We start from the raw sequence: 24,968 nt of genomic DNA, 5'->3' as shown, positions 1-24,968 counted from the left end.
GCGCCGGCGCCCCGCTACTCGAGGAGCAGCGCGGGCTCCTCGATGATGCTGGCGACATCGGCGAGGAAGCGGCTGGCCACGTCACCGTCGACGATCCGGTGATCGAAGCTGGCGCCGATGGTCGTCACGAACCGGGGACGAACCTCGCCGTCGACGATCCACGGCTTCTGCTTGATCGTGCCGAGGGCCACGATCGCGGCCTCGCCCGAGTTGAGAATCGGCGTTCCGGTGTCCATACCGAAGACACCGATGTTGGTGATGGTGATCGTTCCGTTCGACATTTCCGCCGGGCTCGTCTTGCCGTCACGCGCGGTGAGAGTCAGCTGCTCGAGTGCCTGGGCGAGCTCGAGCAGGGACATCGCCTGCGCTTCCTTGACGTTCGGCACGACGAGCCCGCGCGGGGTTGCCGCGGCGATGCCGAGGTTCACGTAGTGGTGCACCGAGATCTCCTGGTCGCCCCACGAGGAGTTCACCATCGGGTTGCGGCGCACGGCCCAGATCATTGCCTTGGCCATGATCAGCAGCGGCGAGACGCGCACGCCGGTGAAGTCCGTCGAGTTCTTGAGGCGCTTGACGAATTCCATCGTGCGCGTGGCATCCACGTCCACAAACAGGCTGACGTGCGGCGCGGTGAAGGCGCTGTTGACCATCGCCTTGGCGATCGCCTTGCGCACACCCTTCACGGGGATCTTCTCCTCGCGCTCATCGGACCACTCGGGCGTCTCGATGTTGCGGAACACGCTCGCCTGCGTCGCCTGGCGCACCACGTCGTCGCGCGTGATCTCACCAACGAGGCCGGTGGCCTCGACGAGCGAGAGGTCGACGCCGAGATCCTTGGCAAGCTTGCGAATCGGCGGCTTGGCGATGATGGTGGATGCCGCGGCCGCGGGCACCGACGAGGGCCGGGGCGCTGCCGGGGCTGGTGTTGGGGTCACCGCTGCGGGGGCTGGCACGCGAGCGGCGCCACCACGACGGCGCGATCCGCCGTGTCCCTTTGTGCCGTAGCCCACGAGAACGGCTCCCGGCTTGTCCTCGGCGACGGCCTCGGTCGAGATGCTGCTGGCGGTGTCGACGACGGCCGCCACCGTTTCGGCGTCGGCGACGGGCGGGGTGGGCGTCTGCACGGGCGCGGCACCGTCGCTGGAGACGACGATGATCGGCGTACCGACATCCACCGTCTGTCCCTCTTCTGCAAGAAGCTGGGAAACGGTCCCGGCAAACGGCGAGGGAAGCTCCACGAGCGACTTGGCGGTTTCGATCTCGACGAGAATCTGGTTGATCTCGACGGTTTCGCCGGGCTGGACGCGCCAGGCGACGATTTCCGCCTCGGTCAGGCCTTCGCCCGCGTCGGGCATGTTGAATTCAAAATTGGCCATGAGTGATCCTTCGCCTAGTACGCCAGGGCGCGGTCGACAGCTTCGAGCACGCGGTCGGCGTCCGGCAGATAGATCGTTTCGAGCTTGGCTGGGGGGAACGGGGTGTTGAACCCACTCACCCTCAGTACGGGGGATTCGAGCGAGTAGAACGCGCGCTCGGTGACGGTCGCGGCGATCTCGGAACTGATGCTGACGAAGCTGGGGGCCTCGGAGGCGACGATGAGGCGTCCGGTTTTGCGCACCGAGTCGAGAATCGGTGCGTAGTCGATGGGGGAGAGCGAGCGGATGTCGACGACCTCGATGCTCGTGCCCTCCTCGGCCGCGATCTCCGCGGCCTCCAGCAGCACACTCAGCATGGCGCCGTGGCCGAGCAGGGTGACCTCGGTGCCCTCGCGCACGACCCGGGTGGAGTGCAGGGGCGCAGAGCTGGCGGACAGGTCAACTTCGCCCTTGGGCCAGTAACGGCTCTTGGGCTCGAAGAACATCACCGGGTCGTTGCTCGCGATTGCTTCCTGGATCATCCAGTAGGCATCGTTCGGCGTCGAGGGGCTCACGATGCGCAAGCCTGCGGTGTGCGCGAACAGGGCCTCGGGGCTCTCCTGGTGGTGCTCGACCGCGCCGATGTGTCCGCCGTAGGGCACCCGGATGACGACGGGCATGGTGATCTGCCCCTCGTGACGGTTGGTGAGCTTCGCCAGCTGGGTGGTGATCTGGTTGAAGCCGGGGAAGATGAAGCCGTCGAACTGGATCTCCGCGACGGGGCGGTACCCGCGCATCGCCAGACCGATGGCCGTGCCGATGATGCCGGACTCGGCGAGTGGGGTATCCATGACGCGGTGCTTGCCGAACTCGGCCTGCAGGCCCTCGGTCACACGGAAGACGCCGCCCAGCGGACCGATGTCCTCGCCCATGAGCAGCACTTTGTCGTTCTCGGTCAGTGCCTTGCGCAGTCCCGCATTGATGGCCTTGGCCATGGGCATGGTCTTCATGTCGCTCACGCCTGGCCACCGTTCGTGTCGAAGGATGCCTCGTAGGCGGTCAGTCGCGCCTTTTCTTCGGCCATCAGGGGGTGGGGTTCGGAGTACACGTGGTCGAACATCAACGACGCGGGCGGGTTCTCGAGGGTCAGGGTGCGGCGGCGGATGTCGGCGGCGAGATCATCCGCTTCCTGCTGAACCTCGGCGAAGAACGCGTCGCCCTCGCCACGCGAGCGCAGGTAGGTCTCGAACCGAACGATCGGGTCGCGGGCGACCCAGGTCTGCAGGTCGGAGTCCAGGCGATACTTCGTGGGGTCGTCACTGGAGGTGTGAGCGCCGATGCGGTACGTCAGCGCCTCGATGAACCGGGGGCCAGCGCCGGAGCGTGCCTCGTCAAGGTTCTTCGCGGTGACGGCGTAGCTGGCGAGGACGTCGTTGCCGTCCACCTGCACACCGGGGATACCGAAGCCGGACGGACGCAGGTACAGGGGCGTGCGCGACTGCGTGCTCACCGGCACCGAGATTGCCCAGTGGTTGTTCTGCAGGAAGAAGACCTGGGGCGTCTGGAAGCTCGCGGCGAAGACCATGGCTTCGCTCACGTCACCCTGGCTCGTGGAGCCGTCTCCGAAATACACGATGACGGCTTCGTCGGTCTCGGGGTTTCCCGTTCCGGACTTGCCGTCCAGCGCGATTCCCATGGCGTACCCGGTGGCGTGCAGGGTATGCGCGCCGATCACCAGTGTGTAGAGGTGGAAGTTCCCGTTTTCCGCCGGGTTCCATCCGCCGTGCGTGATTCCGCGCAGCAGTCGAACGATGTCAATCGGGTCGACGCCTCTAATGCGCGCAATGGCATGTTCGCGGTAGGCGGGGAAAATGTGGTCCTGGCGCTTGGCGGCGAAGCCGGAACCGACCTGCGCTGCCTCCTGCCCGACGCTCGGGACCCACAGTCCCATCTCACCCTGGCGCTGCAGGTTCGCGGCCTCGTAGTCGAATCCACGGATCACCACCATGTGGCGATGGAACTCGCGCAGTTGATCGTCGCTCAGCGCGTCGATGTAGGGCAAATATTCTTCGGACGCGTCACTGGTGACGAGCGAGCCCTCGGGAGAGAGGATCTGGATCGTCGCCTCGGTGTAAGACATGGGATCTAATCTAGCCCGGGGGTCGAGTGGCCCGTTCGGAGGTTTCGCACAACCTCCGCCGAAGCCCTTAGGAGTTTGTCCACAGAGGCGGGCTCCCCAATGCTCACCCGGATGCCCTCGCCCAGTGCCCTAGTGACGATGCCGTGGCTCGTGAAAACATCCGCCGCTGCGGCGGTTGCCTCGCCCGTGGGCAGCCAGACAAAGTTGCCGTGCGCCTTCGGCACATCCCATCCCTGGTCAACGAGGGCCTGCCACACCTGGTCACGCAGCATCGCGATGCGGGCGACGCGCTCGAGCAGTTCGTCCTCGTGGTCGAGCGACGCCATGGCTCCGCGCTGGGCCAGCTCGATGACGGACAGGGGGATGGATGTCGCGCGCGCGGCATCCATCACGTACTCCGCGCCCACCGCGTAGCCGATGCGAAGGCCGGCCAGCCCGTATGCCTTGGAGAAGGTCCTGAGCACCACCAGGTTGGGATAGTCGGCCAACAACGGGATGCCACGGACGGCGGACGGGTCGCTGACGAACTCGATATATGCCTCATCGAGAATGACCAGGACGCTCTGCGGCACCGCCGCCATGAAGGCGACGAACTCGTCGAGCGTGACGATGGTGCTCGTGGGGTTATTAGGGCTGCACACGATGATGACCCGGGTGCGATCGGTGACGGCGGCCGCCATGGCCGGGAGGTCGTGGCGGTACTGCGCGTCGTTCGGAACCTGCACGCTGGTGGCGCCCGACACGGTCACGATTCCCGGGTAGGCCTCGAAGCTGCGCCAGCTGTAGAGAACCTCGTCTCCCGGTGCGGCGGCGGCCAGCACCAGCTGCGTCAGTACGGCAACCGATCCCGCACCCACCTGAATCTGTTCGGGAGTGACGCCGTGAATGGACGCCAGGCGCTGGCGCAGTTCCCACGCGCTCGAGTCCGGGTACCGGTTGATCGGGGAACTGGCGAGCGCCTCGAGAACCGCAGGAAGCGGTTCAAACGGGTTTTCGTTGGAGGAGAGCTTGAATGCATCGGCGGCAGCGGGCTTGCCCTGTCGGTATGGGACCAGGGCTTCGATTTCGGCGCGGAGGCGCACTCGTGGAGAAGTCACAGCCGCCAGCCTAATTGCGGCGCGGGAAGCGCTACGTGCATAGTGGTCGAATGACTAGATTCCTCGTGCGCCTCATCATCAATGCGGTTGCCCTCTGGCTCACCACTCTCATCCTGGCGGAGGGCGTGCGCGTGGTTCCCTACGCCCCCGGGGACACTCTCGAGATCGTGGTGACCTATCTTCTGGTCGCACTGGTCTTCGGCATCGTCAATGGGCTGATCGGAAACTTCATCCGTATCGTCGCATTCCCGTTGTACATCCTCACCCTCGGTCTGATCGCGCTGATCGTGAACGGGCTCCTGCTGCTGCTCGTCGCCTGGCTTTCCGATGTTGCGGGCTTCGGTCTCGTCATCGACGGATTCTGGTGGGGAGTGCTCGGAGCTCTGGTTCTCGGACTGCTGAGTTGGCTCATCAACGTGCTGCTTCGTCCCTTCATCGGCCGCCAGCGCTAACTGGCGCGGCCACGGGAACGCGCGACGCGACGTAGCTGCGCGACTCCACCCGGGTTGCGCCGTCACTGAACGCCCGCAGGCGCTCGGTGACGGCGAGCAGCTCCGGACCGTCAGCGTCGTCGACGAGCCGGGCCGTCTCCTCGTAGAAGCGAATCTCGTGCGCCGGCACCACCTCGGTAGACGGCACCGGCCGGTCGTCGAAGAGGCTTCTCTCCACCACAACGGTGTGGTCGCTGATGTCGGACCCACCGAGGGCGGGTACGAGATCCTCGCTGTGGCGTATCGCCAGCTGCGGCACCTGGCGAGGAATTTCCACCTGTCCCGCAGGAGCGCCGAAGGTCACCACCTGCTCCACGCGGTAGTCGCCCGACGCCGCGACCAGTGCCGCCATCAGTCCGCCCTGCGAGTACCCGGTCAGCACAACGGGGGAGTCCGCCGTTACTCCGGCGGCCCGCATGGCCTCCGTCACGGCGAGGTAGGACCCGGCCGGCAGACCCGACAGGCCTTCCACGTTGGACGACATGTCCCACGGCTCCGCACCCGCCATCAACCCGAAGTCCACGGTTCCCGCGATGTACACCTCGAAGCTGTCGCTCTGGCCCGGTCGGTGGTACCTGTCGATGCGAATCTGCTGGGGCTCCGCCACCGTCGGTCGCGGGATCCTCGCCGCCCGGTCGGCGATGGACATCGCCGGTGTGCCCCGTGTGCCGGCCCCGCCGCGGACGCGAACCACGGCTGCGTCCGCCGTCGACAAGCCGTGCGTGACCAGCGCGAGCAACGCCGCCGTGGTGCTGAGCCCCGTCAGGTGCAGTCCCTCGTCTCCCAGCAGCTCCGCCAATCCCGGTGGCAGCCGCGCCAAGCCGCCAACGACATCGTCGCTGCTCATGACCGCCTGACGGATCAGCGCGACGACCGCGGGATTGGTGAGCAGCTCATTGTTGTCCCGGATCCAGAGTCCGAGTGCCGACAAGAGCAGGCTCCCGCCGTCCGAATCAGACCCGGTGGACCGCCCGGCGCCCGCCACGGAGGCGATGACGGCGGCCGCTGCCGTTATCCCCAGCACCGGAAGCATCTGCAGCATGACCAGCGGGGCGAGTATTCCCATGCCGTATCCCATGGCCGCCGACGCCCGTTGCATCAGGTTCTCCGCGGTGCGCTCGGCCGCGCCGTAAGCGGTGATGGCGGCGCGCAGGGCGACCACGAGACCGTGCGTCCGCAGAGCAACGGATGTCACGAGAGAGGCCGCACGCTCCAGCTCCTGCTCTGCGGCGAGCGCGCTGATCGGGGCATCCGCTGCCCGCAAATCTGCCGGGGAGAGCCTCGCGCGAAGGCCGGCGAGCTGATGTCGCACCCCGTGAAGGTCGTCGACCAGCCGGTGCAACCGGTGGACCTGCGCGCGCAATTCGTCCGAGGCGATCGCGATGCCGCCCCCGCCGGACACCATGAGGTCATCGGACACGACCGGCCACACTGGTCATCGCCCGGGCGGTCTCGGCCTCCGCCGAACGCAGGCAGTCGCCCAGTCCGCGGACGGCGGACCGCACATCGGCGAGCGCGCCGTCGTAGGCGCGCCTCGCGGGACCCGACCACCGCCCGGCATCACCGACCGGACCGGTGGCGCGCAGCGCGTCGTCCAGCATCGAGATCAGCCCGCGCAGGGTCGTGGCCTGATCGCCCAGTGCCGACGTCAGCCTGGCGTCGGTGGTGGAGAGTGTCATCAGGGGCTCCCGTCTCGTCGTGGCATCCATTCCCCTCCAGCGTCCACTCCGCCGACCGTGTCGGCCACCGGATGCACCGGATTGGGGGACGTCTGGCCGAATGCGGTCGTGTGGAGGACAAGAAACTGCGGGAGACTAGTCGAATGAGCTTTGACCGCACTCTCGACGAGTCGGCGCTCTTCCGAATCTGTTTCGTCTGTACGGGCAACATCTGCCGCTCTCCGATGGCGGAGGCGGTCTTCAAGAGTTTGATTCGGAAGTCCGGACTCGGCGACTCCATTGCCGTGATCTCCGCGGGCACCGGAGACTGGCACGTGGGAGAGCCCTCCGACGAGCGCACCGTTACGGCGCTGAAGTCGCACGGCCACGACGGCTCCGCTCACCGCGCAAAGCAGTTCGACCCCGAGTGGTTCGAGAACCTCGACCTCGTGGTGGTCTTCGACCGTGGTCAGGAGCGCATCCTGCGGGCCTGGGCCGGCAACGAGCCCGACCGTTCCAAGGTGCAGCTGCTGCTGAGCTTCGACACCGAGCAGTCAGGCACACTCGACGTGCCCGACCCGTACTACTCCGACGCCGAGATGTTCGACACCGTGCTCGGCATGATCGAACGCGCGTCCACCTCGCTTTTTCACCAAATAACACCAGGAATCCGACAGGGAGTCTCATGAGCCCACTGCCCGAACAGCCAATCAGCCCGCTCGACGGCCGATATCGCGCCGCCGTCACGGGGCTCGGTGAGCACCTGTCCGAGGCAGGGCTCAACCGTGCCCGCGTGCTCGTCGAGGTCGAATGGCTGATCTACCTCACCGACCGGGAGCTCTTCGGCTCCAAGCGGATGACCCTCGAGCAGGCCCGCCAGCTCCGCGCCCTCGTCACCGACTTCGGCCAGACCGAAATCGATGAGCTCGCGCGCCTCGAGGCGACCACCCGCCACGACGTCAAGGCGGTCGAGTACCTGGTGCGCGGCAAGCTTGCCGAGCTGGGATTGACGGATGTCGCGGAGTTGACCCACTTCGCCTGCACGAGTGAAGACATCAACAACCTCTCGTACGCACTCACCATCGGGTCCGCTGTGCGCGAGATCTGGCTGCCGAAGTTCGACGCCGTCATCGAGAAGCTGCGCGAGCGCGCACTCACCCATCGCGACGATCCCATGCTCGCCCATACCCACGGCCAGCCGGCGACCCCGACCACCGTCGGTAAGGAGTTCGCGGTCTTCGTGCACCGACTCGAGCGGATCCGTTCGCAGATCGACGCGACCGAGTACCTGGGCAAGTTCAGCGGCGCCACCGGCACGTTCGCTGCCCACGTCGCGGCCGACGCCAGCCAGGACTGGCCGGCGATCTCCCGGGAGTTCGTCACCTCGCTTGGGCTGGACTGGAATCCCCTGACCACCCAGATCGAGTCCCACGACTGGCAGGCGGAGCTGTACGGCCGCATCAGTCACGCCAACCGGGTACTCCACAACCTGTGCACGGACATCTGGACCTACATCTCGATGGGGTACTTCACCCAGATCCCGCAGGCGGGGGCCACCGGGTCATCCACCATGCCGCACAAGATCAACCCGATTCGTTTCGAGAACGCGGAAGCGAACCTCGAGCTGTCGAGCGCCCTGCTCGACTCGCTGGCGGCAACTCTGGTGACATCCCGCCTGCAGCGTGACCTCACGGACTCCACGACGCAGCGCAACATCGGCGTGGCCCTCGGCCACTCCATGCTCGCGCTCGACAACATCACGCGGGGCCTCGGGGAGATCGACGTCAACCTGGTCAAGCTCGCGTCCGACCTCGACTCCAACTGGGAGATCCTCGGCGAGGCGATCCAGACCGTCATCCGTGCGGAGATCACCGCCGGCCGCAGTTCGATCAGCGACCCGTACGCGATGCTCAAGGAGCTCACGCGTGGCAAGCGCATCGATCAGGCCGATCTGGTGGCGTTCATCGACGCCCTCGACATTGGTGAGGACGCGAAGGCACGCCTGCGGGTCCTCACCCCGGCGGGCTACGCCGGCCTGGCGAGCGACCTGGTCGCGTTCATCGCCAAGTAGTTCCCGGTCGGGACACGTTCCCGCCCACGCAACAGGCCAGCCGCGCGAGCGACTGGCCTGTGGTGTTTTCTGGGTGCTTAGTGACCGCGCGGGCGCTCGGGCGCGGAGGGATCCGGCGGCCCGGCGATGCGGTTCTGCTCGTCGATGTCATAGCGCTCGGCGCCGTCGGGCTTGGCGTACAGCGCGAGCATCGCGAAGGTCAGTAGCGCGAGGATGAAGCCGATGCCACCGAAGATGGCGCCGAGCTCCAGCTGGCGGGTCGAGGCGAAGACCACAACGCCCACAAAGACCGCGACGATGGCCGACATCACTATCAGCTCGACCGGTCGCGACCGGTCCTTCTTGCTTGGCGCGGTCATGATGCGGTTCCGTCCTGTACTGCCGATTTCGGTGCCCATTTCAGCGACAGGCCCGCGATTACGAGATACACCGCCACGATGGCCCCGTACGCACCAAGCGCACCGACCACAACGACTGATGTGCTGAGCACCCGCACGACGTTGTCGGGGCCGGTGAAGTGCTGCACGAAGTCCGGCGGCATAACGAGAATCACGATGGCGAAGATCGCGGTGAGTCCGCCAACAAAGAGCCAGTCACGGGATGACGCGTTCCGGCCGCGAGCCCGAACACCCGCGTAGAGCTCGAGGAAGCCCGTCACGGCCGCCCAGAACGTCACGAGCAGCAGGAGGAAGCCGAGGCCGGCGTGGGGCCACAGCAGGGCAACAGCGCCCGCGATGAAACTCACCGCCCCCTGGGTGATGAAGATTCCGCGCAGGATGCCCCGGTCGAGGGTGCGTGCGCTGAGCAGCGCGACGGTGAGGCCCGACAGCAGGGCGAAGACGCCGAAGGTGAGAAATCCCAACTCGGGGGAGTGGTCAGCAACGAACGTGGTCACGATCGCCGCAAATGCTGCGGGTACCGCTCGCACAATGGGGACGTACCAATAGGCCGTATCCCGTGCTGTGTACTCTGCGCTCGCCATCACGCTTCAGTTTACGCTGCCGCGATAGCTCCAACCTGCGGGCCGGATGTGGCCCACGGCCCTAGCTTCCCGGTGGAAGATCGACGAAACGGGAGAAATGCCCGTGGAAGCCGATCGTCAGGGTGTCCGTCGGACCGTTACGGTGCTTCGCGATGATGAGGTCGGCCTCACCCTGGCGCGGGCTGTCCTTCTCGTAGGCGCTCTCGCGGTGCAGCAGGATCACCATGTCGGCGTCCTGCTCCAGCGAACCAGACTCACGCAGGTCGGACAGCGCGGGCTTCTTGTCCGCACGCTGCTCGGGTCCACGGTTCAGCTGGCTGATCGCGATGACCGGCACGCCGATCTCCTTCGCGAGAAGCTTCAGCGCACGCGAGAACTCGGAGACTTCCTGCTGGCGGGATTCGACCTTCTTGCCCGAGGTCATCAGCTGCAGGTAGTCGATGATGACCATCTTCAGGCCGACCTTCTGCTTCAGTCGGCGACACTTGGCCCGGATCTCGACCAGCGTCATGTTCGGGCTGTCGTCGATGTACAGCGGCGCATCGGCGATCTGCCCGCGGATGCTGGCGAGCTTCGTCCAGTCGCGGGTGTCGACGGTTCCCTTACGCATTGCCTGGAGGGGAACGGATGCCTCGGCGGAGAGCAAGCGCATCGCGATCTCACTCCGGCCCATCTCGAGGGAGAACACGATGGTGGGCATGTCGTTGTGGATGGCGGCCGAGCGGGCGAAGTCGAGCGCGAGGGTCGACTTACCGATGGCGGGGCGCGCGGCGAGGATGATCATCTGGCCGGGGTGCAGGCCGTTGGTGAGCGCGTCCAGCTGGGCGAACCCGGTGGGAACACCAATCATCTGGCCGTCGCGGCCGGCGGCAGCTTCGATCTCGTCGACAGCGGCCGTGACAGCCTCGGCGAGGGGAACGTAGTCCTCGCTCTCCACGCCTCCGGTGACGGCGTAGATCTCGGCCTGGGCGTTGTTGACGAGGTCCACGACCTCGCCCTCGCTGGCGTAGCCCATTTGCACGATGCGGGTGCCCGCCTCCACGAGGCGGCGCAGCACGGCCTTCTCGGCGACGATCGTCGAGTAGAAGCCGGCGTTGGCCGCGGTGGGGACGAGGCCGGTCAGTGTGTGCAGGTACTCGGCACCGCCGGCGCGCGTGAGTTCACCCGACTTGGTCAGCTCGTCGGTGACCGCAATGACGTCGGTCGGCTCACCATGGGAGTACAGCCCCAGGATCGCGTCGAAGATGATCTCGTGCTTCGGGATGTAGAAGTCGATGCCGCGCACGGCCTCGACGACGTCGGCAACAGCGTCCTTGCTGAGCAGCATTCCGCCGATGGCGCTCTGCTCTGCGAGAAGGTCGTGGGGAGGTACCCGGTCTCCCGGACGTGAGTCCCGCGAATCCGAACGTGAATCTGCAGCCAGACCAAGATGTGCGATCGACAAACGACACCTCCCAGTGACTTGCGCTGTGCATAGATATACCCCGGGCCAACGACATTCGGGGTGAGATCGGCCGGTGTTTCAGCCTGCGCCTTGGGCGCTGCTACACATTAGGAACTGGGGTGATCTGGGCACAACTCACCCTGTGTATAGAACTGTGGAAAGTCAGAGCGAAACGCCGCAAACCGTGTGAGCAACCTGTGGAGAGGGGTGTTAGCAACTCGGTGAATCGAAAATAAATACCACCCCTGACCAGCATTTACTCTATTCAGGCTGCGTGTGTAGAAACATGCTTAGAGTGTGAGTTGAGGGTTGGTCCCGCTACGTTAAACCTGTGTACAAAAACTTGACATGGAAACGCAAAAAGCGGTAGCGCCGGGAGACCCGACGCTACCGCTTTGAGAGGAAACTACTTAGCTGCAACCACCTGAAGGGTGATCGTCGCGACGATGTCGTCACGAAGGCGAACACTCGCCTCGTGGGTTCCGGTGAGCTTGATCGGAGAGGTGATCTCGATCTTGCGCTTGTCGACACTGCCGAGTCCGGCAGCGGCCACGGCGTCAGCGACGTCGGAGGTCTTGACGGAGCCGAACAGACGTCCGCCTTCGCCAGCCTTGACGGTCAGCTTGACCGTAGCGGCCTGGAGCTTCGCGCGAAGGTCCTGTGCCTCTTCGATCGTGGCGTGCTCGCGGGCTACGCGGGCTGCCTTGATGGATTCGACCTGCTTCTCGCCACCGCGGGTCCACGCAACTGCGAAGCCCTGGGGGATGAGGTAGTTGCGAGCGAACCCGTTCTTGACGTCGATGACGTCTCCGGGGGCGCCGAGGCCGGTGACCTCGTGCGTGAGGATCAACTTAGACATATCAATGCTCCTTAACGGCCTGAGCCGGCGTAGGGAAGCAGTGCCATCTCGCGCGCGTTCTTGACGGCACGGGCGATGAGGCGCTGCTCCTGAACGGAGACACCGGTGATACGACGGGCGCGAATCTTTCCACGCTCCGAGATGAACTTGCGAAGGGTTGCAACGTCCTTGTAGTCGATGACGCCAACGCGAATCGACTTCGCCGGGGCGGCGTTCTTGCCACCCTTGGCGTTGCGGAGCGGCTTGCGGCGGTCGCCGCTGCTCTTTCCAGCCATGGTTATTTTTCCTTAAAGTCTTTTTAGAAGGGGGTTTCGTCGCTGTAGCTGCCTGGCGTGTTCCACACGTCACCCGATGCCGAGGCATCCGGTGCGCTTGCGGCCCACGGCTCGTCTGCAACCTGGGGAGCGGATCCTCCACGCTGTCCACCGCCGCCGCCTTCGCGGGACGATGCTGCGCGGGTGACCTGGGCGGTGGCGTACCGCAGCGATGGGCCGATCTCGTCGACCTCCAACTCGATGCTGGTGCGCTTCTCGCCTTCCTTGGTCTCGTAGGAGCGCTGCTTGAGTCGACCGGTCGCCACGACGCGGGATCCCTTTGTCAGGGAACCTGCAACGTGCTCGGCAAACTCGCGCCACACACTGGCACGGAGAAAGAGTGCGTCTCCGTCTTTCCAGTCGTTGCTTGCGCGGTCGAACGAACGAGGTGTGGAAGCAATGGTGAAGTTTGCAACCGCAAGACCGCCCTGCGTGTAACGCAGTTCGGGGTCACTGGTGAGGTTTCCCACCACGGTGATAACGGTTTCTCCAGCCATGAGCTACTCGGCAGCCGTCTCGGTAGCGGCGGGTGCAGCCGGAGCTGCGGGTGCGGCAGCGGCAGGCGCGGCGGGAGCTGCTGCAACAACGGGCTTGGCGGGAGCGGCTGCCTTGCGGGCTGCCTTCTCTGCTGCGGCCTTGGCTGCTTCTGCTACCTGAGCGATGCCCTCTTCTGCACGGAGAACCTTGGTGCGCATGACTGCTTCGCTGAGTGACAGCTGGCGGTCGAGCTCCTTGGTTGCATCCGGGTTGGCCGTGAGCTGAACGACGGCGTAGATGCCCTCGGTCTTCTTGTTGATCTCGTAGGCCAGGCGACGGCGGCCCCAGATGTCAACGTTGTCGATGGTTCCACCATCGTTGCGAATGACATTGAGGAACTTGTCTAGGCTGGGTGCCACGGTGCGCTCATCGATCTCTGGATCGAGGATCACCATGAGTTCATACTGATGCGTCATAAACCCACCTCCTTCGGACTAAAACGGCCACAGACTGTCTGTGACAGGAGGGTGTTGACGTATCGTCTAACGACCGCGGGGGTCGAGACAACCTGCCAAGTGTAGTTGTTATTCGTCCTTCCTATCAAGGAGCACTTCGTCATGACCCTCCGGGTTGCCATCGCCGGCGTAGGAAACTGCGCTAACTCCCTCATTCAGGGCGTCACCTTTTACAACGACGCCGCCGACGATGCTCTGGTCCCTGGCCTCATGCACACACGCTTCGGGCAGTACCGCGTGCGCGACATCGAGTTCGTCGCCGCGTTCGACGTGGATGCCGCCAAGGTGGGTCTCGACCTCGCCGACGCCATCTGGGCCGGACAGAACGACACCTGGAAGTTCGCGGATGTCGCAACCTCCGGTGTAACGGTGCAGCGGGGCGACACCCTCGACGGACTCGGCGAGTACTACCGCGAGGTCGTCGAGGAATCGGATGCCCCGGCCGTCGACATCGTGCAGGCGCTGAAGGACAGCGGAGCCCAGGTTCTGGTCTGCTACCTCCCCGTCGGATCCGAAGAGGCGGTCCGTTACTACGCGCAGGCAGCCATTGACGCCGGAGTGGCGTTCGTCAACGCCCTGCCCGTCTTCATCGCCAGCGACCCGGTGTGGGCGGAGAAGTTCCGCGTTGCAGGGATCCCGATCGTGGGGGACGACATCAAGAGCCAGCTCGGCGCCACCATCACCCACCGCGTGCTCGCCCGCCTGTTTGAGGAGCGCGGCCTTGTTCTCGACCGCACGTACCAGCTGAACGTCGGCGGCAACATGGACTTCAAGAACATGCTCGAGCGCAAGCGCCTCGAGTCGAAGAAGATCTCGAAGACGCAGGCCGTCACGAGCAACATCGACGCCACCATCGCCCCCGAAAACGTGCACATCGGCCCGAGCGACCACGTGCCGTGGTTGAACGACCGCAAGATGGCATTCGTTCGGCTCGAGGGACACGGCTTCGGCAACGCTCCCACCAGCCTCGAGTACAAGCTCGAGGTGTGGGACTCGCCCAACAGCGCAGGTGTCGTCATCGATGCCATTCGTGCGGCCGGAATGGCGCTGGCCGCAGGCCACGGTGGCCCGGTCGAAGCGGCATCCGCGTACTTTATGAAGTCGCCTGCCGTGCAGTACCCCGACCCCATCGCCCGCGAGCTGCTCGAGGCGTTCATCGCCGAGAACACCGTGGCGGACGCGGACGCCCCCGCCGCATAGCGCCACGCCCGGCCCCGCAGTAGCGGGTGGCGGGAGAAACTGGCGACTGGAGGGAGTCATAGCTCCCGCCAGTTGCTAGCGACTCCCGCCAGAACCTGCGTTATCTCCCGCCGCACGGGCCGCCCACCAGGCGCGCAGGCGCGTTTCGGCCTCATCCGCGCCGAGGGGACCCTCGTCCAGGCGCAGGTCGAGCAGGAAGCGGTATGCCTCGCCGACCTCGCGTCCGGGGCTGATGCCGAGAATGGCCATGATCGCTTCGCCGTCGAGGTCGGGGCGCACTGCCGCGAGACCCTCCGCCTCCGCGATTTCCGCGATACGTTCCTCGAGGTTGTCGTAGGCGAACGCGAGCTGATCGGACTTGCGACGGTTACGGGTGGTGACATCCGCCCGCGTGAGCATGTGGAGACGCTCGAGCTGCGGGCCGGCGTCCCGCACGTACCGGCGCACGGCGGAGTCTGTCCAGGCGCCCTCGGTGTACCCGAAGAAGCGCAGGTGCAGCTCGATGAGCCGGGCCACCGCCGCGGTGGTGTCCTTGTCGAACCGCAGCGTCTTCAGCCGCCGTGCCGCCAGCTTCGAGCCGACCACATCGTGATGATAGAAACTGACGACTCCGCCGGCTTCCACCTTCTTCGTCGCCGGCTTGCCGATGTCGTGCAGCAGCGCGGCGAGACGCAGCACGAGGTCGGGGGAGTGGCCGCGGGCCTTCTCGTAGCTGATCGCCTGGTCCAGCACGGTAAGACTGTGCTCGTAGACGTCCTTGTGGTGTGCGTGCTCGTCGATCTCCAGCTTCAGCGCGGGGATCTCCGGGATGAATACGTCGGCGAGGCCTGTCTCGACCAGCAACCGGATGCCGGCGCGCGGGGCATCCGTCAGCAAAAGCTTGCCGAACTCGTCGCTGATGCGCTCCGCGCTGATGATCGACAACTTGTCGGCGAGCTCGCGCATCGCCGCAACGGTCTCGTCGTCGACGGCGAATCCGAGCTTGCTCGCGAAGCGCGCGGCACGGAGCATCCGCAGCGGGTCATCGCCGAACGAGACGTGGGCGGGGCCGGGGGTGGTGATGCGTCCGGCGAGCAGGTCGTCGAATCCACCGTAGGGATCAACGAGCACGCGCTCGGGAAGGCGGAAGGCCATCGCGTTGATCGTGAGGTCGCGCCGCACGAGGTCACCCTCGAGGGTGTCGCCGAACGCCACGATCGGCTTGCGCGTCTCGCCGTCGTACAGGTCCGCGCGGTAGGTGGTGATCTCCACCTTTTCGCCCTGCACCTGCGCACCGATCGTGCCGAAGTCGCGGCCGATGTCCCACTGCGCCTCGGAGATGGGACGCACGATCGCGAGAATCTGGTCAGGGTTCGCGTTGGTGGCGAAGTCGAAGTCGTTGACGGGGCGACCGAGGAAGGCGTCGCGCACGGGGCCGCCCACAAGCGCGAGCTCAAAGCCCGCCGCGGAGAAGGCGGAGGCCAGCAGCGCGATCGACGGAGTTTCAGCGAGGTCGTCCAGTCGCTGGATTGCTGAAGCGACGCTGTCCATAGTGATACAGCTTGCCATAGGGGCAGCGGGCCTCACCGAGCCTTCAGGACGATGCCCATAGACTCTCCCCATGCTGGCCGAAGGATTCTGCGGAGTCAGCTCGTGATCGTTAAGCCGTTTGGAGCGGCGATTGCCCTGCTGCTCGGCCTTGCCGGCACAGTGATCGCCGGTCCCGTTTCTGCATCGCCGAGCCCACTCGCCACCGCTGCCCTCCCGGCGGCCACCTCGACGACCTCCCTCGCTGCCGCGACCGGTGACGACATTGCCGTGAATGTCACCCCCGGCAACCTCGGGTCCCTCACCGATGGCGACCAGCTGCGCCTCACCGTCACCATCGCGAACTCGTCGGCGTCGTCGATCCAGATCGCCGAGGTCACCGCGTCGATCAACCGCGCCCGCCTCACCACCCGCAACCAGCTGGACACGTGGTTCGCCGCCACGGACGCCACCGTCTCCGCTCCCTCTTCTATAGCGCGCGAGACAGTTTCGGCGATCAACCCCAACGAAACCCGAACCATCCAGCTCGCCGTGCCCGCATCGTCGCTGGGCTTCACCTCCGCCGGTGTGTACCCGGTTCTCATCGGCGTCGTCAGCAATGGCGCCGTCATCGGCTCGGCCCGCACGGCGGTTGTTTGGAAAGTGGATGGCTCGAAGGTCGTCAAACTCGCCGTCGCAGCGCCCCTCGTGGTGCCCACCGCCGTGGTCGATCCCACAACACCCGCTCCAACGTCGGGTCTCATCGATGCAGCCACCCTGGAGTCCTACACGGCGCCGGATGGCTTGCTGACGACGCAGCTCAACGCGATGGCCCGCTCGGGGGTGACGATCGGCGTCGACCCCCGCATCCTGGCCTCCATCCGGGTGCTCGGCACCGCTGCCCCCCAGTCGGCCCTTGACTGGGTCGAGCGCCTCCGGTTCGTGAGCAACGACACGTTCCCCCTTAACTACGCGGATGCCGACGCCACCCTGATGCTGCAGGCGGGAGGCAAGTCCCTCGTCGAACCGACGTCGTTCGACTTCGCCATCGACGCCGGCCGCTTCGCGACTCCCGAGCCGACCCCCACCGACGGCAGCGCGCCGGCCGCGCCCGCTGACCCGACGCAGCCCCAGGTGCCCACGCTGCAGGAGGCCCTCGCGTGGAACTACTCGATCCCCAGCGTCTCCTGGCCCACGGCGAACGCGGTCACGAAGTCGAACCTGGAGTCACTGGTCAACTCCGGGGCATCCACCGTCATCCTCTCCAGCGGCAACGTGACGCAACGCAGTCCGCTCGCGAACGCCGCGGCCGTCGTCGACACGGCGAACGTTGTGGTGGCGGATGACTCGCTCTCCGGTCTTCTCAACGACGCGGTCACCGCCCCCTCACTTGCCGACTGGAGCGCCGCGACCGCCCGCCTCTCCGCGGCGGTTGCCATCACCAGCAATGTCGCACGATCCGGAGCACCCACGCTGCTCGCCACCGTCGGGCGCAGCTGGCCCACCACCGGCTACCGTCTCGAGCAGACGCTGGCGGCACTGAACTCGAACCCGTGGGTCGTCGGCACGAGCCTGCAGACCGCGATCACCAGCGCATCGTCCCCCGGTTCCATCGCCGACCGCCCCGAAACGGCGGACCGCCTCTCGCAGGCAACCCTCATGCGCGCGGCCGAGGTTCGCGAGAACCGGTTCTCCGCCATCGTCGAAGACCCGCTGGCGCTTACGGCCGAGCGCCGGCTCGCGTTGATGTCGCTGCTGTCCAATGCCTGGGTGGATGACCCGGACGGCTGGGACGCCGCCACGGACGCCTTCCTCGACGAATCACAGGCGATGGTGTCATCCGTCAAAATTGCCGAGAGCAGCACCGTGACGCTCGCCAACTCGAGCGGCTCGTTGCCGGTGAGCGTGAGCAATTCCTACACGCAGCCGGTGACCGTCTACGTGCAGGTTCGACCGCAGACCGCGCTCATCGCCGTGGACGAACCGTCGGTCAAGATCACCATCGAACCGGGTTCGCTGCACAAGGCGCAGATCCCGGTACAGTCGCTGTCGAACGGCACCGTGGAACTGACGGTGTCCCTGGCCGACGAACTCGGCCGCATCGTCGGCACACCGACCGAGATCAAGATGAACGTGCACGCCGACTGGGAGTCGCTCGGCACCGTCATCTTCGGCGCGTTCGTCGTCGTGATCTTCGGCATCGGAATCATCCGTACGATCCGAAAGCGGCGCCGGCGTGCCGGGACAGTGGATGCCCCGGAGGCGACGACCGATGCCACGCCCCATGAGTAGCCCGGCGGCTCCCTCCTCGGGCGTGGGTCGCGCGAGCCTCTTCCTCGCCAGCGGAACCCTCGTCTCCCGCCTGCTCGGCTTCGTCAGTGCCTACGTTCTCGCGCAGACGCTGGGTAACTCGGGCGTTGGCTCCAACACCTTTGCCGTTGCCAACCAGCTGCCGAACAACATCTACGCGATCATCGCCGGGGGACTGCTCAGCGCGGTGCTCGTTCCGCAGATCGTCCGCGCCGGGATGCATGACGATGGCGGCCAGAAATTCATCAACCGCATCGTCACGCTCGGGGCCGTCGTCTTCGTCGCGGTCGCCGCCATCGCCACCGTGTGTGCGCCGTTCCTGGTGAACCTGTACGCCCGGCAGTCGGTAACCGGCGAAGGTGGTTACTCCCCATCGGAAATCGCGCTCACCACAGCGTTTGCCTACTGGTGCCTGCCGCAGATCCTCTTTTACGCGCTGTACAGCCTGCTCGGCGAGGTGCTGAACGCCCGCAAGGTCTTTGGTCCGTTCACCTGGGCGCCCGTCGTCAACAACGTCGTCGCCATCGCCGGACTTCTCATCTTCAACCTCGCGTTCGGGGGGATGAATCCCGCGGATGCCGCGGCCGGCCAGTGGACTCCGGGGATGATCACGGTCATTGCTGGCAGCGCCACCCTCGGGGTTGCCGCGCAGGCGTTTGTGCTCTTCCTCTTCTGGCGCCGCGCTGGGCTCAAGTACCGTCCGGAGTTCCAGTGGCGCGGTGTGGGGCTCGGCCGGGTGGGCAAGGCCGCGGCCTGGACCTTCGGCATGATCCTTGTAACCCAGTTAGCTGGTTTGGTGCAAAGCTACGTCGCCACCTCGGCGGGGGCAGACAATCCGTCGAGCGCGGCACTGAAGTTTGCGTGGCTGATCTTCATGCTTCCGCACTCGATCGTGACGGTGTCGGTGGCCACGGCCTACTTCACCCGGATGAGTGGCCACGCCAAAGACGGCGACCTGCGGTCGATGAAGCGCGACATCTCCTCGTCGCTGCGCACCATCGGTTTGATCATGGTGTTCGCCGCGGTGGGGCTGATCGTTCTGGCGTTCCCGTTCTCCTCTCTGTTTGCCAACAACCACGACTTCACCGAGACCGATGCCATGGCGAAGGTGCTCATCGCGTTTCTCCCCGGGCTGATCCCCTTTACGGTCCTGTTCGTTCTGCAGCGAGCGTTCTACGCGCTCGAGGACACCCGCACCCCGTTCTTCATCCAGGTCGTGCAGTCGGTCATCTTCGTCATCGGTGCGGCACTCGTCAGCGGACTGCCCCACGACCAGATCGCGGCAGGAATCGCCTGGGTAACCACCATTGCCGGAACAGTGCAGGCACTCACCACCGCGCTCATCCTGCGCCGGCGCATCGGCGGGTTCGGCGGGCGCCTCATCGTGCGCCAGTTCAGCGTCTTTCTGCTTGCCACGGTTCCCGCGGCGGCGGTCGGCGTCGCCCTGATTTCCGCCCTCGGCGGTTTCGCCGAACACGGCTTCGCAGTCGGCAGCACCTTCGGCGCGCTCTTCTCGATGGCGTTGGTCGGCATCGTCATGGCGCTCGTGTACTTCGTCGTCCTGGTCATGCTGCGGCCGCCGGAGCTGCGCGCCCTCATACTTCCGCTCACGTCACGCCTGCGCCGGCGATAACTGGCGCCCGGGTCATCCCGAATCAATGCCTGCATTCACGGCCGGCGCCTATCCCCATCGGCTAACCTGTGGCACCCCCGACGGCGTGGAATACCCGGACCATACAATTGGTTATACCGCCTAGGAAAAGCTCTAAAAGGAGATGTTAGACGTGCGTCAAGTCATCATTATCGGCTCCGGCCCCGCCGGATACACCGCTGCGATCTACGCCGCGCGTGCGAACCTGAAGCCTCTCTTGATCGCCAGTTCCGTTGAAGCCGGTGGCGAGCTCATGAAGACGACCGAGGTGGAGAACTACCCCGGATTCGCCGAGGGCATCCAGGGCCCCGACCTCATGATGAAGATGCAGGAGCAAGCCGAGAAGTTCGGCACCGAGATCATTCTCGACGACGTCGTTTCCCTCGACCTCACCGGTGACATCAAGACGGTTACCCTTGGCAACGGCGACGTTCACGAGGCTCTCACCGTGATCTTCGCCACTGGTTCCGCGTACCGCAAGCTCGGCCTCGAAGACGAAGAGCGTCTCAGCGGCCAGGGCGTCTCGTGGTGTGCCACGTGCGACGGATTCTTCTTCCGCAAGAAGACGATCGCCGTTGTGGGCGGTGGCGACTCCGCGATGGAGGAGGCCACCTTCCTCACCAAGTTCGCCGACAAGGTCTACCTGATCCACCGCAGCGACAGCTTCCGCGCCTCCAAGGTCATGCTTGACCGCGCCGCCGCCAACGAGAAAATCGAGTTCGTGTTCAACAAGCGCGTTGAGCACATCTACGGAGATGGCCTCGTCAACGGCCTCGGCCTCATTGACACGGTGGATGGCACGGAGACGACGCTCAACGTCGGTGGCCTGTTCATCGCGATCGGCGCGGACCCCCGCACCCACCTCGTCCACGGCCAGCTGGACCTCACCAGCTTCGGCACCATCGCTGTGGACGGCCGCAGTTCGCGCACGAACCTCCCCGGAGTGTTCGCGGCCGGCGACGTCATCGACCCCACCTACCGTCAGGCCGTCACGGCTGCCGGTTCCGGAACGGTCGCCGCTCTCGACGCCGAGCACTACCTCGCAGGTCTCCCCAAGGAACTCACAGAGCTGGTCGAAGCCGTCTCTGTCACCGCTTAATCTCTCCCCCCAACGAAAAAGGAATTCAAATGTCTAGCGCCAAGGATGTAACCGACGCCACGTTCGTCGACGACGTACTCAACTCCAGCGACACGATCATGGTCGACTTCTGGGCCGAGTGGTGTGGCCCCTGTAAGGCTGTATCCCCGATCCTCGATGCGATTGCTTCCGAGCACTCCGACAAGATCAAGATCGTCAAGCTCAACGTGGACGACAACCCCGAGATGGCGATGAAGTACCAGATCACGTCGATCCCCGCCATGAAGGTCTTCCGCGGCGGCGAGGTCGTCAAGACCGTTATCGGCGCAAAGCCCAAGCCGGCCCTCGAGGCCGACCTGGCGGAGTTCCTCGTCTAATCAGACACAAGGAAACGGCCGCCCAGACACTCGTCTGGGCGGCCGTTTTGTTTTAAACCCATATTCTTGAACGCACGATAGGGAACGGAATCCAATGACAAACCAGGGCAACAACCTCGACAAGTGGTACGGACATTACGCCAACCGCACGGCCGGCCTCGCAGCCTCCGAAGTCCGGGCCCTGTTTGCCGTTGCCTCCCGCCCCGAGGTTGTCTCGCTTGCCGGCGGAATGCCCTTCGTTTCCGCGCTTCCCACCGACATCGTGTCGGGTGTCATGGAACGTGTCATCCGCGACAAGGGACCGCAGGCTCTGCAGTACGGATCCGGCCAGGGCGTGCCGCTCCTGCGCGAGCAGATCCTCGAGGTAATGGCCCTGGAAGGCATCCGCGCCAACGTGGATGACGTCGTGGTCACCACGGGCTCCCAGCACGCCCTGGAGCTCGTTACAAAGCTGTTTATCGACCCGGGAGACGTGGTTCTCGCCGAGGGCCCGAGCTACGTCACCGCAATGGTCGTGTTCAAGTCCTTCCAGGCGCAGGTCGAGCACGTCGAAATGGATGAGTTCGGTCTCGTGCCCGAGGCACTGCGCCAGAAGATCGCCCGCCTGAAGGCCGACGGCAAGCGCATCAAGTTCCTGTACTCCATCCCGACCTTCAGCAACCCCGCCGGCGTGACCCTCACCTGGGAGCGTCGCCTCGAGGTGCTCGAGATCGCGCGCTCGAACGACATTCTCGTTCTCGAAGACAACCCGTACGGTCTGCTCTACTTCGACGGAGCGCCGCCCCACGCAATGCGGTCGGTGGAAGAGGATGGCGTCGTCTACCTCGGCACCTTCTCCAAGACCCTTGCTCCCGGCTTCCGGGTGGGCTGGGCTCTTGCCCCTCATGCTATCCGAGAAAAACTCATTCTTGCGAATGAGGCGGCCGTGTTGTCGCCAAGCTCGTTCACCCAGATGATCATCTCGGAATACCTCTCTACGGCCGACTGGAAGGGCCAGATCAACACCTTCCGCGACGTCTACCGCGAACGACGCGACGCGATGCTGCGGGCACTGGAGGACTACCTCCCCGATCTCAGCTGGACGACCCCCACCGGCGGCTTCTACATCTGGCTCACTCTTCCCGACAACATCGACAGCAAGTCGATGTTGCCCCGCGCGGTGAAGGAGCTCGTCGCCTACACACCGGGCACGGCGTTCTACGCCGATGGGGGAGGACGCAACAAGGTTCGCCTCGCCTTCTGCTACCCAGAGCCGTCGTACATCCGCGAGGGAATCCGCCGCCTGTCGACCGTCATCAATGGTGAGCTCGAGCTTCTCAACACCTTCTCGCAGACCGCGCCCCTCAATCTCCGCGGCGCCGAGCACAACATCATCAACCCACCCGCGAACCTCGGCTAGGACCCCCTCATGAACTCGATCGACTACACCCGAGTCGTTGTCCTCGCCGGCGGCATTTCGCACGAGCGCGATGTCTCCCTCCGGTCCGGCCGTCGCGTCGCCGACAGCCTCGCCGAACTCGGTATCTCCGTAGAACTACGGGATCCGGATGCCACGCTGCTCGACCACCTCCGCGACACGCGTCCCGACGTGGTGTGGCCAGCTCTGCACGGCGCCAGCGGTGAGGACGGAGCCCTTCGGGGCCTTCTCGACTTCCTGCGCATCCCGTACGTCGGATCCCGCTCCGACGCTGCTCGCCTCGCCTGGGACAAGCCCACCGCCAAGGTGCTCGCCGCACGCGCGGGCGTGGCGACGCCTCACTCCATCACGTTTCCACGCGATGCCTTCCGCGAACTGGGTGCCAGCAGCGTTCTCGCTACCATCGCTGACGAGCTCGGGTTCCCCGTTGTCGTCAAGCCCGCCCAGGGTGGGTCAGCCCAGGGAGTCACCCTCGTCGAGGATGCCGCTGGACTTCCACGCGCAATGGTCGATGCGTACACATACTGGGACGTAGCCCTCATCGAGCGCAAGATCGTCGGCACCGAGATCGCCGTGGGTGTCCTGGACACGGGAGATGGCCCTGTTGCCCTCCCGGCAGTGGAGATCGTTCCCCTGTCCGGCGTCTACAGCTTCGAAGCGCGTTACAACGCGGGGGAGACCCGCTTTTTCACGCCCGCCCGCATCTCCGAAGAGCAGGCGCATGAGGCTGCAGCGGCGGCCATCACCGTTCACAACGCGCTGGGACTCCGCCACCTTTCCCGCGTTGACATCATCATCGACGCGAACGGTACCCCGTGGTTCCTGGAAGCCAACGTACTTCCCGGACTCACGGAAACGTCCCTCATGCCGCAGGCACTCGAAGCCGCAGGCCACGACCTCGGGTGGGTCTACTCGGCCCTGGCCGACGCCGCGGTGCGCGAGAGCGAGTAGCCGCTTTGACGGGGATGTTTCACGTGAAACATCCCCTCTGATTCGTGCGGCCAACGCTCCACCGACCCCCGCCGCCCCACGCCCTCGCCGCCCCACGCCCCACGCCCCACGCATCTCGCATCTCGCATCTCGCATCTCGCATCTCTGACGCGCTTACTCTGCGTAGGTCCCAGCCTCGTCCGCAGCAACGCGAGTCCATGCCGCCACCCAACGGCGCGCACTCTCGGGCATGCCCCATCCATAGGCACCAGCTCACAGAGCGGCCGTACAACGACGTCACTCCGGCCGACGAAAGCTCGTGACTAGCACGCCGCAGCAATGTTCCACGTGAAACATCTGTCGTCTCCGCGCCACCGTTGCCAGCGCGGCGCACGTGTTCGCACCGCGTACTGGACACCCAGCCGAGAGCAACTCCCCAGAACAGCGTTACTCACCCGCGGTATCCACCTTCAGCGCACCAACACGCGCCGCCGCAGGAAATCCCTCACCGACGCCACCAAGTTCGATGAAGCCCCACCAGCCCATCCGAAACACGCCGCGACGAAGCCCCCTATCCATTGAATAGGGGATGATGTCGATGGGGGAGCCAACGCACAGACCGCGTCGATCTTGCCGTAAGGGGTTCCGACCCAAACCCACAACCTCACGTCGCCACCGCTCATCGCCCCAGCAGGGTCGCCACTGTTCTTCGCGCGAGTGGGATTGCGGGGGAGTACCGTGCGCCGAGTACTCACCCGGATCTCGAGGCTCAATCTCCTGCCGAACCCGTCCCGAATACAGGTCCTCAATCGGCTCGGCGACACGCGCAGTGACAGACACACTCGCCTTGCGCCCGCCTACAACCACCCGGATCACCACGGCGACCGCGAAGAGTACCCAGGCCGCCGTAATGAGATTGCCAAGCAACTCGCTGCCGACGGCAGGGGAAGCCAGCAGCAGCCAGCAGACAACCACGAGAACGACCACCAACACAGCCATCGTTACTCTCGCTACTACCTGCCGCGCGTGCACGTTCATCAGACCCGCCTCGCTCCGGCGTCGCTACCGGATTTCACTCACTCTACGGCGAACTAGG

General features: G+C 65.3%; 24 protein-coding genes and 1 pseudogene. 10 read left to right on the top strand and 15 right to left on the bottom strand.

From position 1 onward, the window contains the following. Positions 1 to 14: 14 nt before the first annotated feature. Genes HB677_RS08610 through HB677_RS08595 form a run of 4 tightly spaced genes read right to left on the bottom strand, consistent with a single transcriptional unit; the run spans position 15 to position 4,592 of the window. Positions 15 to 1,376, bottom strand: coding sequence for a dihydrolipoamide acetyltransferase family protein (locus HB677_RS08610; RefSeq protein WP_213815292.1), 1,362 nt, complete (start codon positions 1,374 to 1,376; stop codon positions 15 to 17). A gap of 14 nt (positions 1,377 to 1,390) precedes the next feature. Beyond that, positions 1,391 to 2,365: an alpha-ketoacid dehydrogenase subunit beta gene (locus HB677_RS08605; protein WP_255546453.1), complete on the bottom strand. Its 975-nt coding sequence runs from the start codon at positions 2,363 to 2,365 to the stop codon at positions 1,391 to 1,393. A 5-nt stretch (positions 2,366 to 2,370) separates the two neighbouring features. Beyond that, positions 2,371 to 3,495: a thiamine pyrophosphate-dependent dehydrogenase E1 component subunit alpha gene (locus tag HB677_RS08600; protein ID WP_213815291.1), complete on the bottom strand. Its 1,125-nt coding sequence runs from the start codon at positions 3,493 to 3,495 to the stop codon at positions 2,371 to 2,373. Between the two features lie 5 nt (positions 3,496 to 3,500). Further along, positions 3,501 to 4,592 (bottom strand): histidinol-phosphate transaminase, encoded by a 1,092-nt coding sequence (locus tag HB677_RS08595; RefSeq protein ID WP_213815290.1) that lies wholly within the window; start codon positions 4,590 to 4,592, stop codon positions 3,501 to 3,503. Between the two features lie 50 nt (positions 4,593 to 4,642). On the opposite strand from HB677_RS08595, the gene HB677_RS08590 reads away from it, so the two are divergent. Continuing rightward, positions 4,643 to 5,044 carry a phage holin family protein gene (locus tag HB677_RS08590; protein ID WP_213815289.1) on the top strand — a complete coding sequence of 134 codons (402 nt, stop codon included), beginning with the start codon at positions 4,643 to 4,645 and terminating at the stop codon, positions 5,042 to 5,044. On the opposite strand, the gene HB677_RS08585 is transcribed toward HB677_RS08590, so the two are convergent. Next, on the bottom strand, positions 5,025 to 6,503 hold the full coding sequence (locus HB677_RS08585) for a hypothetical protein (protein WP_213815288.1): 1,479 nt from the start codon (positions 6,501 to 6,503) through the stop codon (positions 5,025 to 5,027). The genes HB677_RS08590 and HB677_RS08585 overlap by 20 nt on opposite strands. Then, a complete protein-coding gene (locus tag HB677_RS08580; RefSeq protein WP_213815287.1) occupies positions 6,493 to 6,762 on the bottom strand; it encodes a hypothetical protein in 270 nt (89 codons plus the stop codon). The genes HB677_RS08585 and HB677_RS08580 overlap by 11 nt, the downstream gene beginning before the upstream one ends. Positions 6,763 to 6,905: 143 nt before the next feature. Here HB677_RS08580 and HB677_RS08575 point away from each other — a divergent pair, with 143 nt between their 5' ends. Then, positions 6,906 to 7,430 (top strand): low molecular weight protein-tyrosine-phosphatase, encoded by a 525-nt coding sequence (locus HB677_RS08575; RefSeq protein ID WP_213815286.1) that lies wholly within the window; start codon positions 6,906 to 6,908, stop codon positions 7,428 to 7,430. Beyond that, entirely contained in the window at positions 7,427 to 8,812 is a 1,386-nt protein-coding gene (gene purB / locus HB677_RS08570) for an adenylosuccinate lyase (RefSeq protein WP_213815285.1), read from the top strand. The genes HB677_RS08575 and purB overlap by 4 nt, the downstream gene beginning before the upstream one ends. Positions 8,813 to 8,889: 77 nt before the next feature. Here purB and HB677_RS08565 read toward each other — a convergent pair whose 3' ends face one another. The 7 genes and pseudogenes from HB677_RS08565 to rpsF all read right to left on the bottom strand — a co-directional run. Then, a complete protein-coding gene (locus tag HB677_RS08565) occupies positions 8,890 to 9,171 on the bottom strand; it encodes a hypothetical protein (protein WP_213815284.1) in 282 nt (93 codons plus the stop codon). Further along, positions 9,168 to 9,794: a DUF308 domain-containing protein gene (locus tag HB677_RS08560; RefSeq protein ID WP_213815283.1), complete on the bottom strand. Its 627-nt coding sequence runs from the start codon at positions 9,792 to 9,794 to the stop codon at positions 9,168 to 9,170. The genes HB677_RS08565 and HB677_RS08560 overlap by 4 nt, the downstream gene beginning before the upstream one ends. A 61-nt stretch (positions 9,795 to 9,855) precedes the next feature. Continuing rightward, positions 9,856 to 11,238 (bottom strand): replicative DNA helicase, encoded by a 1,383-nt coding sequence (gene dnaB, locus HB677_RS08555; RefSeq protein ID WP_213815282.1) that lies wholly within the window; start codon positions 11,236 to 11,238, stop codon positions 9,856 to 9,858. Positions 11,239 to 11,644: 406 nt separating this feature from the next. Continuing rightward, positions 11,645 to 12,097 carry a 50S ribosomal protein L9 gene (rplI, locus tag HB677_RS08550; RefSeq protein ID WP_213815281.1) on the bottom strand — a complete coding sequence of 151 codons (453 nt, stop codon included), beginning with the start codon at positions 12,095 to 12,097 and terminating at the stop codon, positions 11,645 to 11,647. A gap of 11 nt (positions 12,098 to 12,108) precedes the next feature. Then, entirely contained in the window at positions 12,109 to 12,372 is a 264-nt protein-coding gene (gene rpsR, locus HB677_RS08545) for a 30S ribosomal protein S18 (protein ID WP_213815280.1), read from the bottom strand. Positions 12,373 to 12,395: 23 nt separating this feature from the next. Further along, positions 12,396 to 12,908: a single-stranded DNA-binding protein gene (locus HB677_RS08540; RefSeq protein WP_213815279.1), complete on the bottom strand. Its 513-nt coding sequence runs from the start codon at positions 12,906 to 12,908 to the stop codon at positions 12,396 to 12,398. Positions 12,909 to 13,001: 93 nt separating this feature from the next. Continuing rightward, positions 13,002 to 13,364, bottom strand: a pseudogene (rpsF, locus tag HB677_RS08535) (30S ribosomal protein S6); the annotation flags it as partial. Between the two features lie 141 nt (positions 13,365 to 13,505). Between rpsF and HB677_RS08530 the strand changes: the two are divergent. Then, a complete protein-coding gene (locus HB677_RS08530) occupies positions 13,506 to 14,603 on the top strand; it encodes an inositol-3-phosphate synthase (protein WP_213815277.1) in 1,098 nt (365 codons plus the stop codon). Between the two features lie 75 nt (positions 14,604 to 14,678). Here HB677_RS08530 and HB677_RS08525 read toward each other — a convergent pair whose 3' ends face one another. Then, positions 14,679 to 16,133: a CCA tRNA nucleotidyltransferase gene (locus HB677_RS08525; RefSeq protein WP_213815276.1), complete on the bottom strand. Its 1,455-nt coding sequence runs from the start codon at positions 16,131 to 16,133 to the stop codon at positions 14,679 to 14,681. A 102-nt stretch (positions 16,134 to 16,235) separates the two neighbouring features. Between HB677_RS08525 and HB677_RS08520 the strand changes: the two genes are divergently transcribed. From HB677_RS08520 to HB677_RS08495, 6 genes are all read left to right on the top strand, one after another. Beyond that, positions 16,236 to 18,401, top strand: a complete 2,166-nt coding sequence (locus tag HB677_RS08520; RefSeq protein WP_213815275.1) for a DUF6049 family protein — start codon at positions 16,236 to 16,238, stop codon at positions 18,399 to 18,401. Then, a complete protein-coding gene (gene murJ, locus HB677_RS08515) occupies positions 18,394 to 20,052 on the top strand; it encodes a murein biosynthesis integral membrane protein MurJ (protein WP_213815274.1) in 1,659 nt (552 codons plus the stop codon). Before HB677_RS08520 ends, murJ begins: the two co-directional genes overlap by 8 nt. Positions 20,053 to 20,203: 151 nt before the next feature. Then, on the top strand, positions 20,204 to 21,169 hold the full coding sequence (gene trxB, locus HB677_RS08510) for a thioredoxin-disulfide reductase (protein WP_213815273.1): 966 nt from the start codon (positions 20,204 to 20,206) through the stop codon (positions 21,167 to 21,169). Positions 21,170 to 21,198: 29 nt separating this feature from the next. Beyond that, on the top strand, positions 21,199 to 21,525 hold the full coding sequence (gene trxA / locus HB677_RS08505; protein ID WP_213815272.1) for a thioredoxin: 327 nt from the start codon (positions 21,199 to 21,201) through the stop codon (positions 21,523 to 21,525). A 94-nt stretch (positions 21,526 to 21,619) separates the two neighbouring features. Further along, the gene (locus HB677_RS08500; protein ID WP_213815271.1) at positions 21,620 to 22,924 is read left to right on the top strand and encodes a PLP-dependent aminotransferase family protein; all 1,305 of its coding nucleotides are present in this window, start codon (positions 21,620 to 21,622) and stop codon (positions 22,922 to 22,924) included. A 9-nt stretch (positions 22,925 to 22,933) separates the two neighbouring features. Beyond that, positions 22,934 to 23,893: a D-alanine--D-alanine ligase gene (locus HB677_RS08495; protein ID WP_213815270.1), complete on the top strand. Its 960-nt coding sequence runs from the start codon at positions 22,934 to 22,936 to the stop codon at positions 23,891 to 23,893. Between the two features lie 426 nt (positions 23,894 to 24,319). Here the strand turns inward: HB677_RS08495 and HB677_RS08490 are convergent, their stop codons facing one another. Continuing rightward, on the bottom strand, positions 24,320 to 24,910 hold the full coding sequence (locus HB677_RS08490) for a hypothetical protein (protein ID WP_213815269.1): 591 nt from the start codon (positions 24,908 to 24,910) through the stop codon (positions 24,320 to 24,322). Positions 24,911 to 24,968: the final 58 nt, after the last annotated feature.

The sequence above is a fragment of the Glaciihabitans sp. dw_435 genome, from assembly GCF_018449675.1.
Classification (GTDB): domain Bacteria; phylum Actinomycetota; class Actinomycetes; order Actinomycetales; family Microbacteriaceae; genus Glaciihabitans.
The sequence above is the reverse complement of the archived record's forward strand: the minus strand, read 5'-3'. Positions and strand labels throughout refer to the sequence as shown.

What these genes read in the sequence shown, in the direction of transcription:
- HB677_RS08610 (WP_213815292.1), bottom strand. Translation starts at nt 1,376, where the DNA reads ATGGCCAATTTTGAATTCAACATGCCCGACGCGGGCGAAGGCCTGACC.
- HB677_RS08605 (WP_255546453.1), bottom strand. Translation starts at nt 2,365, where the DNA reads ATGAAGACCATGCCCATGGCCAAGGCCATCAATGCGGGACTGCGCAAG.
- HB677_RS08600 (WP_213815291.1), bottom strand. Translation starts at nt 3,495, where the DNA reads ATGTCTTACACCGAGGCGACGATCCAGATCCTCTCTCCCGAGGGCTCG.
- HB677_RS08590 (WP_213815289.1), top strand. Translation starts at nt 4,643, where the DNA reads ATGACTAGATTCCTCGTGCGCCTCATCATCAATGCGGTTGCCCTCTGG.
- HB677_RS08580 (WP_213815287.1), bottom strand. Translation starts at nt 6,762, where the DNA reads ATGACACTCTCCACCACCGACGCCAGGCTGACGTCGGCACTGGGCGAT.
- HB677_RS08575 (WP_213815286.1), top strand. Translation starts at nt 6,906, where the DNA reads ATGAGCTTTGACCGCACTCTCGACGAGTCGGCGCTCTTCCGAATCTGT.
- purB (WP_213815285.1), top strand. Translation starts at nt 7,427, where the DNA reads ATGAGCCCACTGCCCGAACAGCCAATCAGCCCGCTCGACGGCCGATAT.
- HB677_RS08565 (WP_213815284.1), bottom strand. Translation starts at nt 9,171, where the DNA reads ATGACCGCGCCAAGCAAGAAGGACCGGTCGCGACCGGTCGAGCTGATA.
- HB677_RS08560 (WP_213815283.1), bottom strand. Translation starts at nt 9,794, where the DNA reads ATGGCGAGCGCAGAGTACACAGCACGGGATACGGCCTATTGGTACGTC.
- rplI (WP_213815281.1), bottom strand. Translation starts at nt 12,097, where the DNA reads ATGTCTAAGTTGATCCTCACGCACGAGGTCACCGGCCTCGGCGCCCCC.
- rpsR (WP_213815280.1), bottom strand. Translation starts at nt 12,372, where the DNA reads ATGGCTGGAAAGAGCAGCGGCGACCGCCGCAAGCCGCTCCGCAACGCC.
- HB677_RS08540 (WP_213815279.1), bottom strand. Translation starts at nt 12,908, where the DNA reads ATGGCTGGAGAAACCGTTATCACCGTGGTGGGAAACCTCACCAGTGAC.
- HB677_RS08530 (WP_213815277.1), top strand. Translation starts at nt 13,506, where the DNA reads ATGACCCTCCGGGTTGCCATCGCCGGCGTAGGAAACTGCGCTAACTCC.
- HB677_RS08525 (WP_213815276.1), bottom strand. Translation starts at nt 16,133, where the DNA reads ATGGACAGCGTCGCTTCAGCAATCCAGCGACTGGACGACCTCGCTGAA.
- murJ (WP_213815274.1), top strand. Translation starts at nt 18,394, where the DNA reads ATGAGTAGCCCGGCGGCTCCCTCCTCGGGCGTGGGTCGCGCGAGCCTC.
- trxA (WP_213815272.1), top strand. Translation starts at nt 21,199, where the DNA reads ATGTCTAGCGCCAAGGATGTAACCGACGCCACGTTCGTCGACGACGTA.
- HB677_RS08500 (WP_213815271.1), top strand. Translation starts at nt 21,620, where the DNA reads ATGACAAACCAGGGCAACAACCTCGACAAGTGGTACGGACATTACGCC.
- HB677_RS08495 (WP_213815270.1), top strand. Translation starts at nt 22,934, where the DNA reads ATGAACTCGATCGACTACACCCGAGTCGTTGTCCTCGCCGGCGGCATT.
- HB677_RS08490 (WP_213815269.1), bottom strand. Translation starts at nt 24,910, where the DNA reads ATGAACGTGCACGCGCGGCAGGTAGTAGCGAGAGTAACGATGGCTGTG.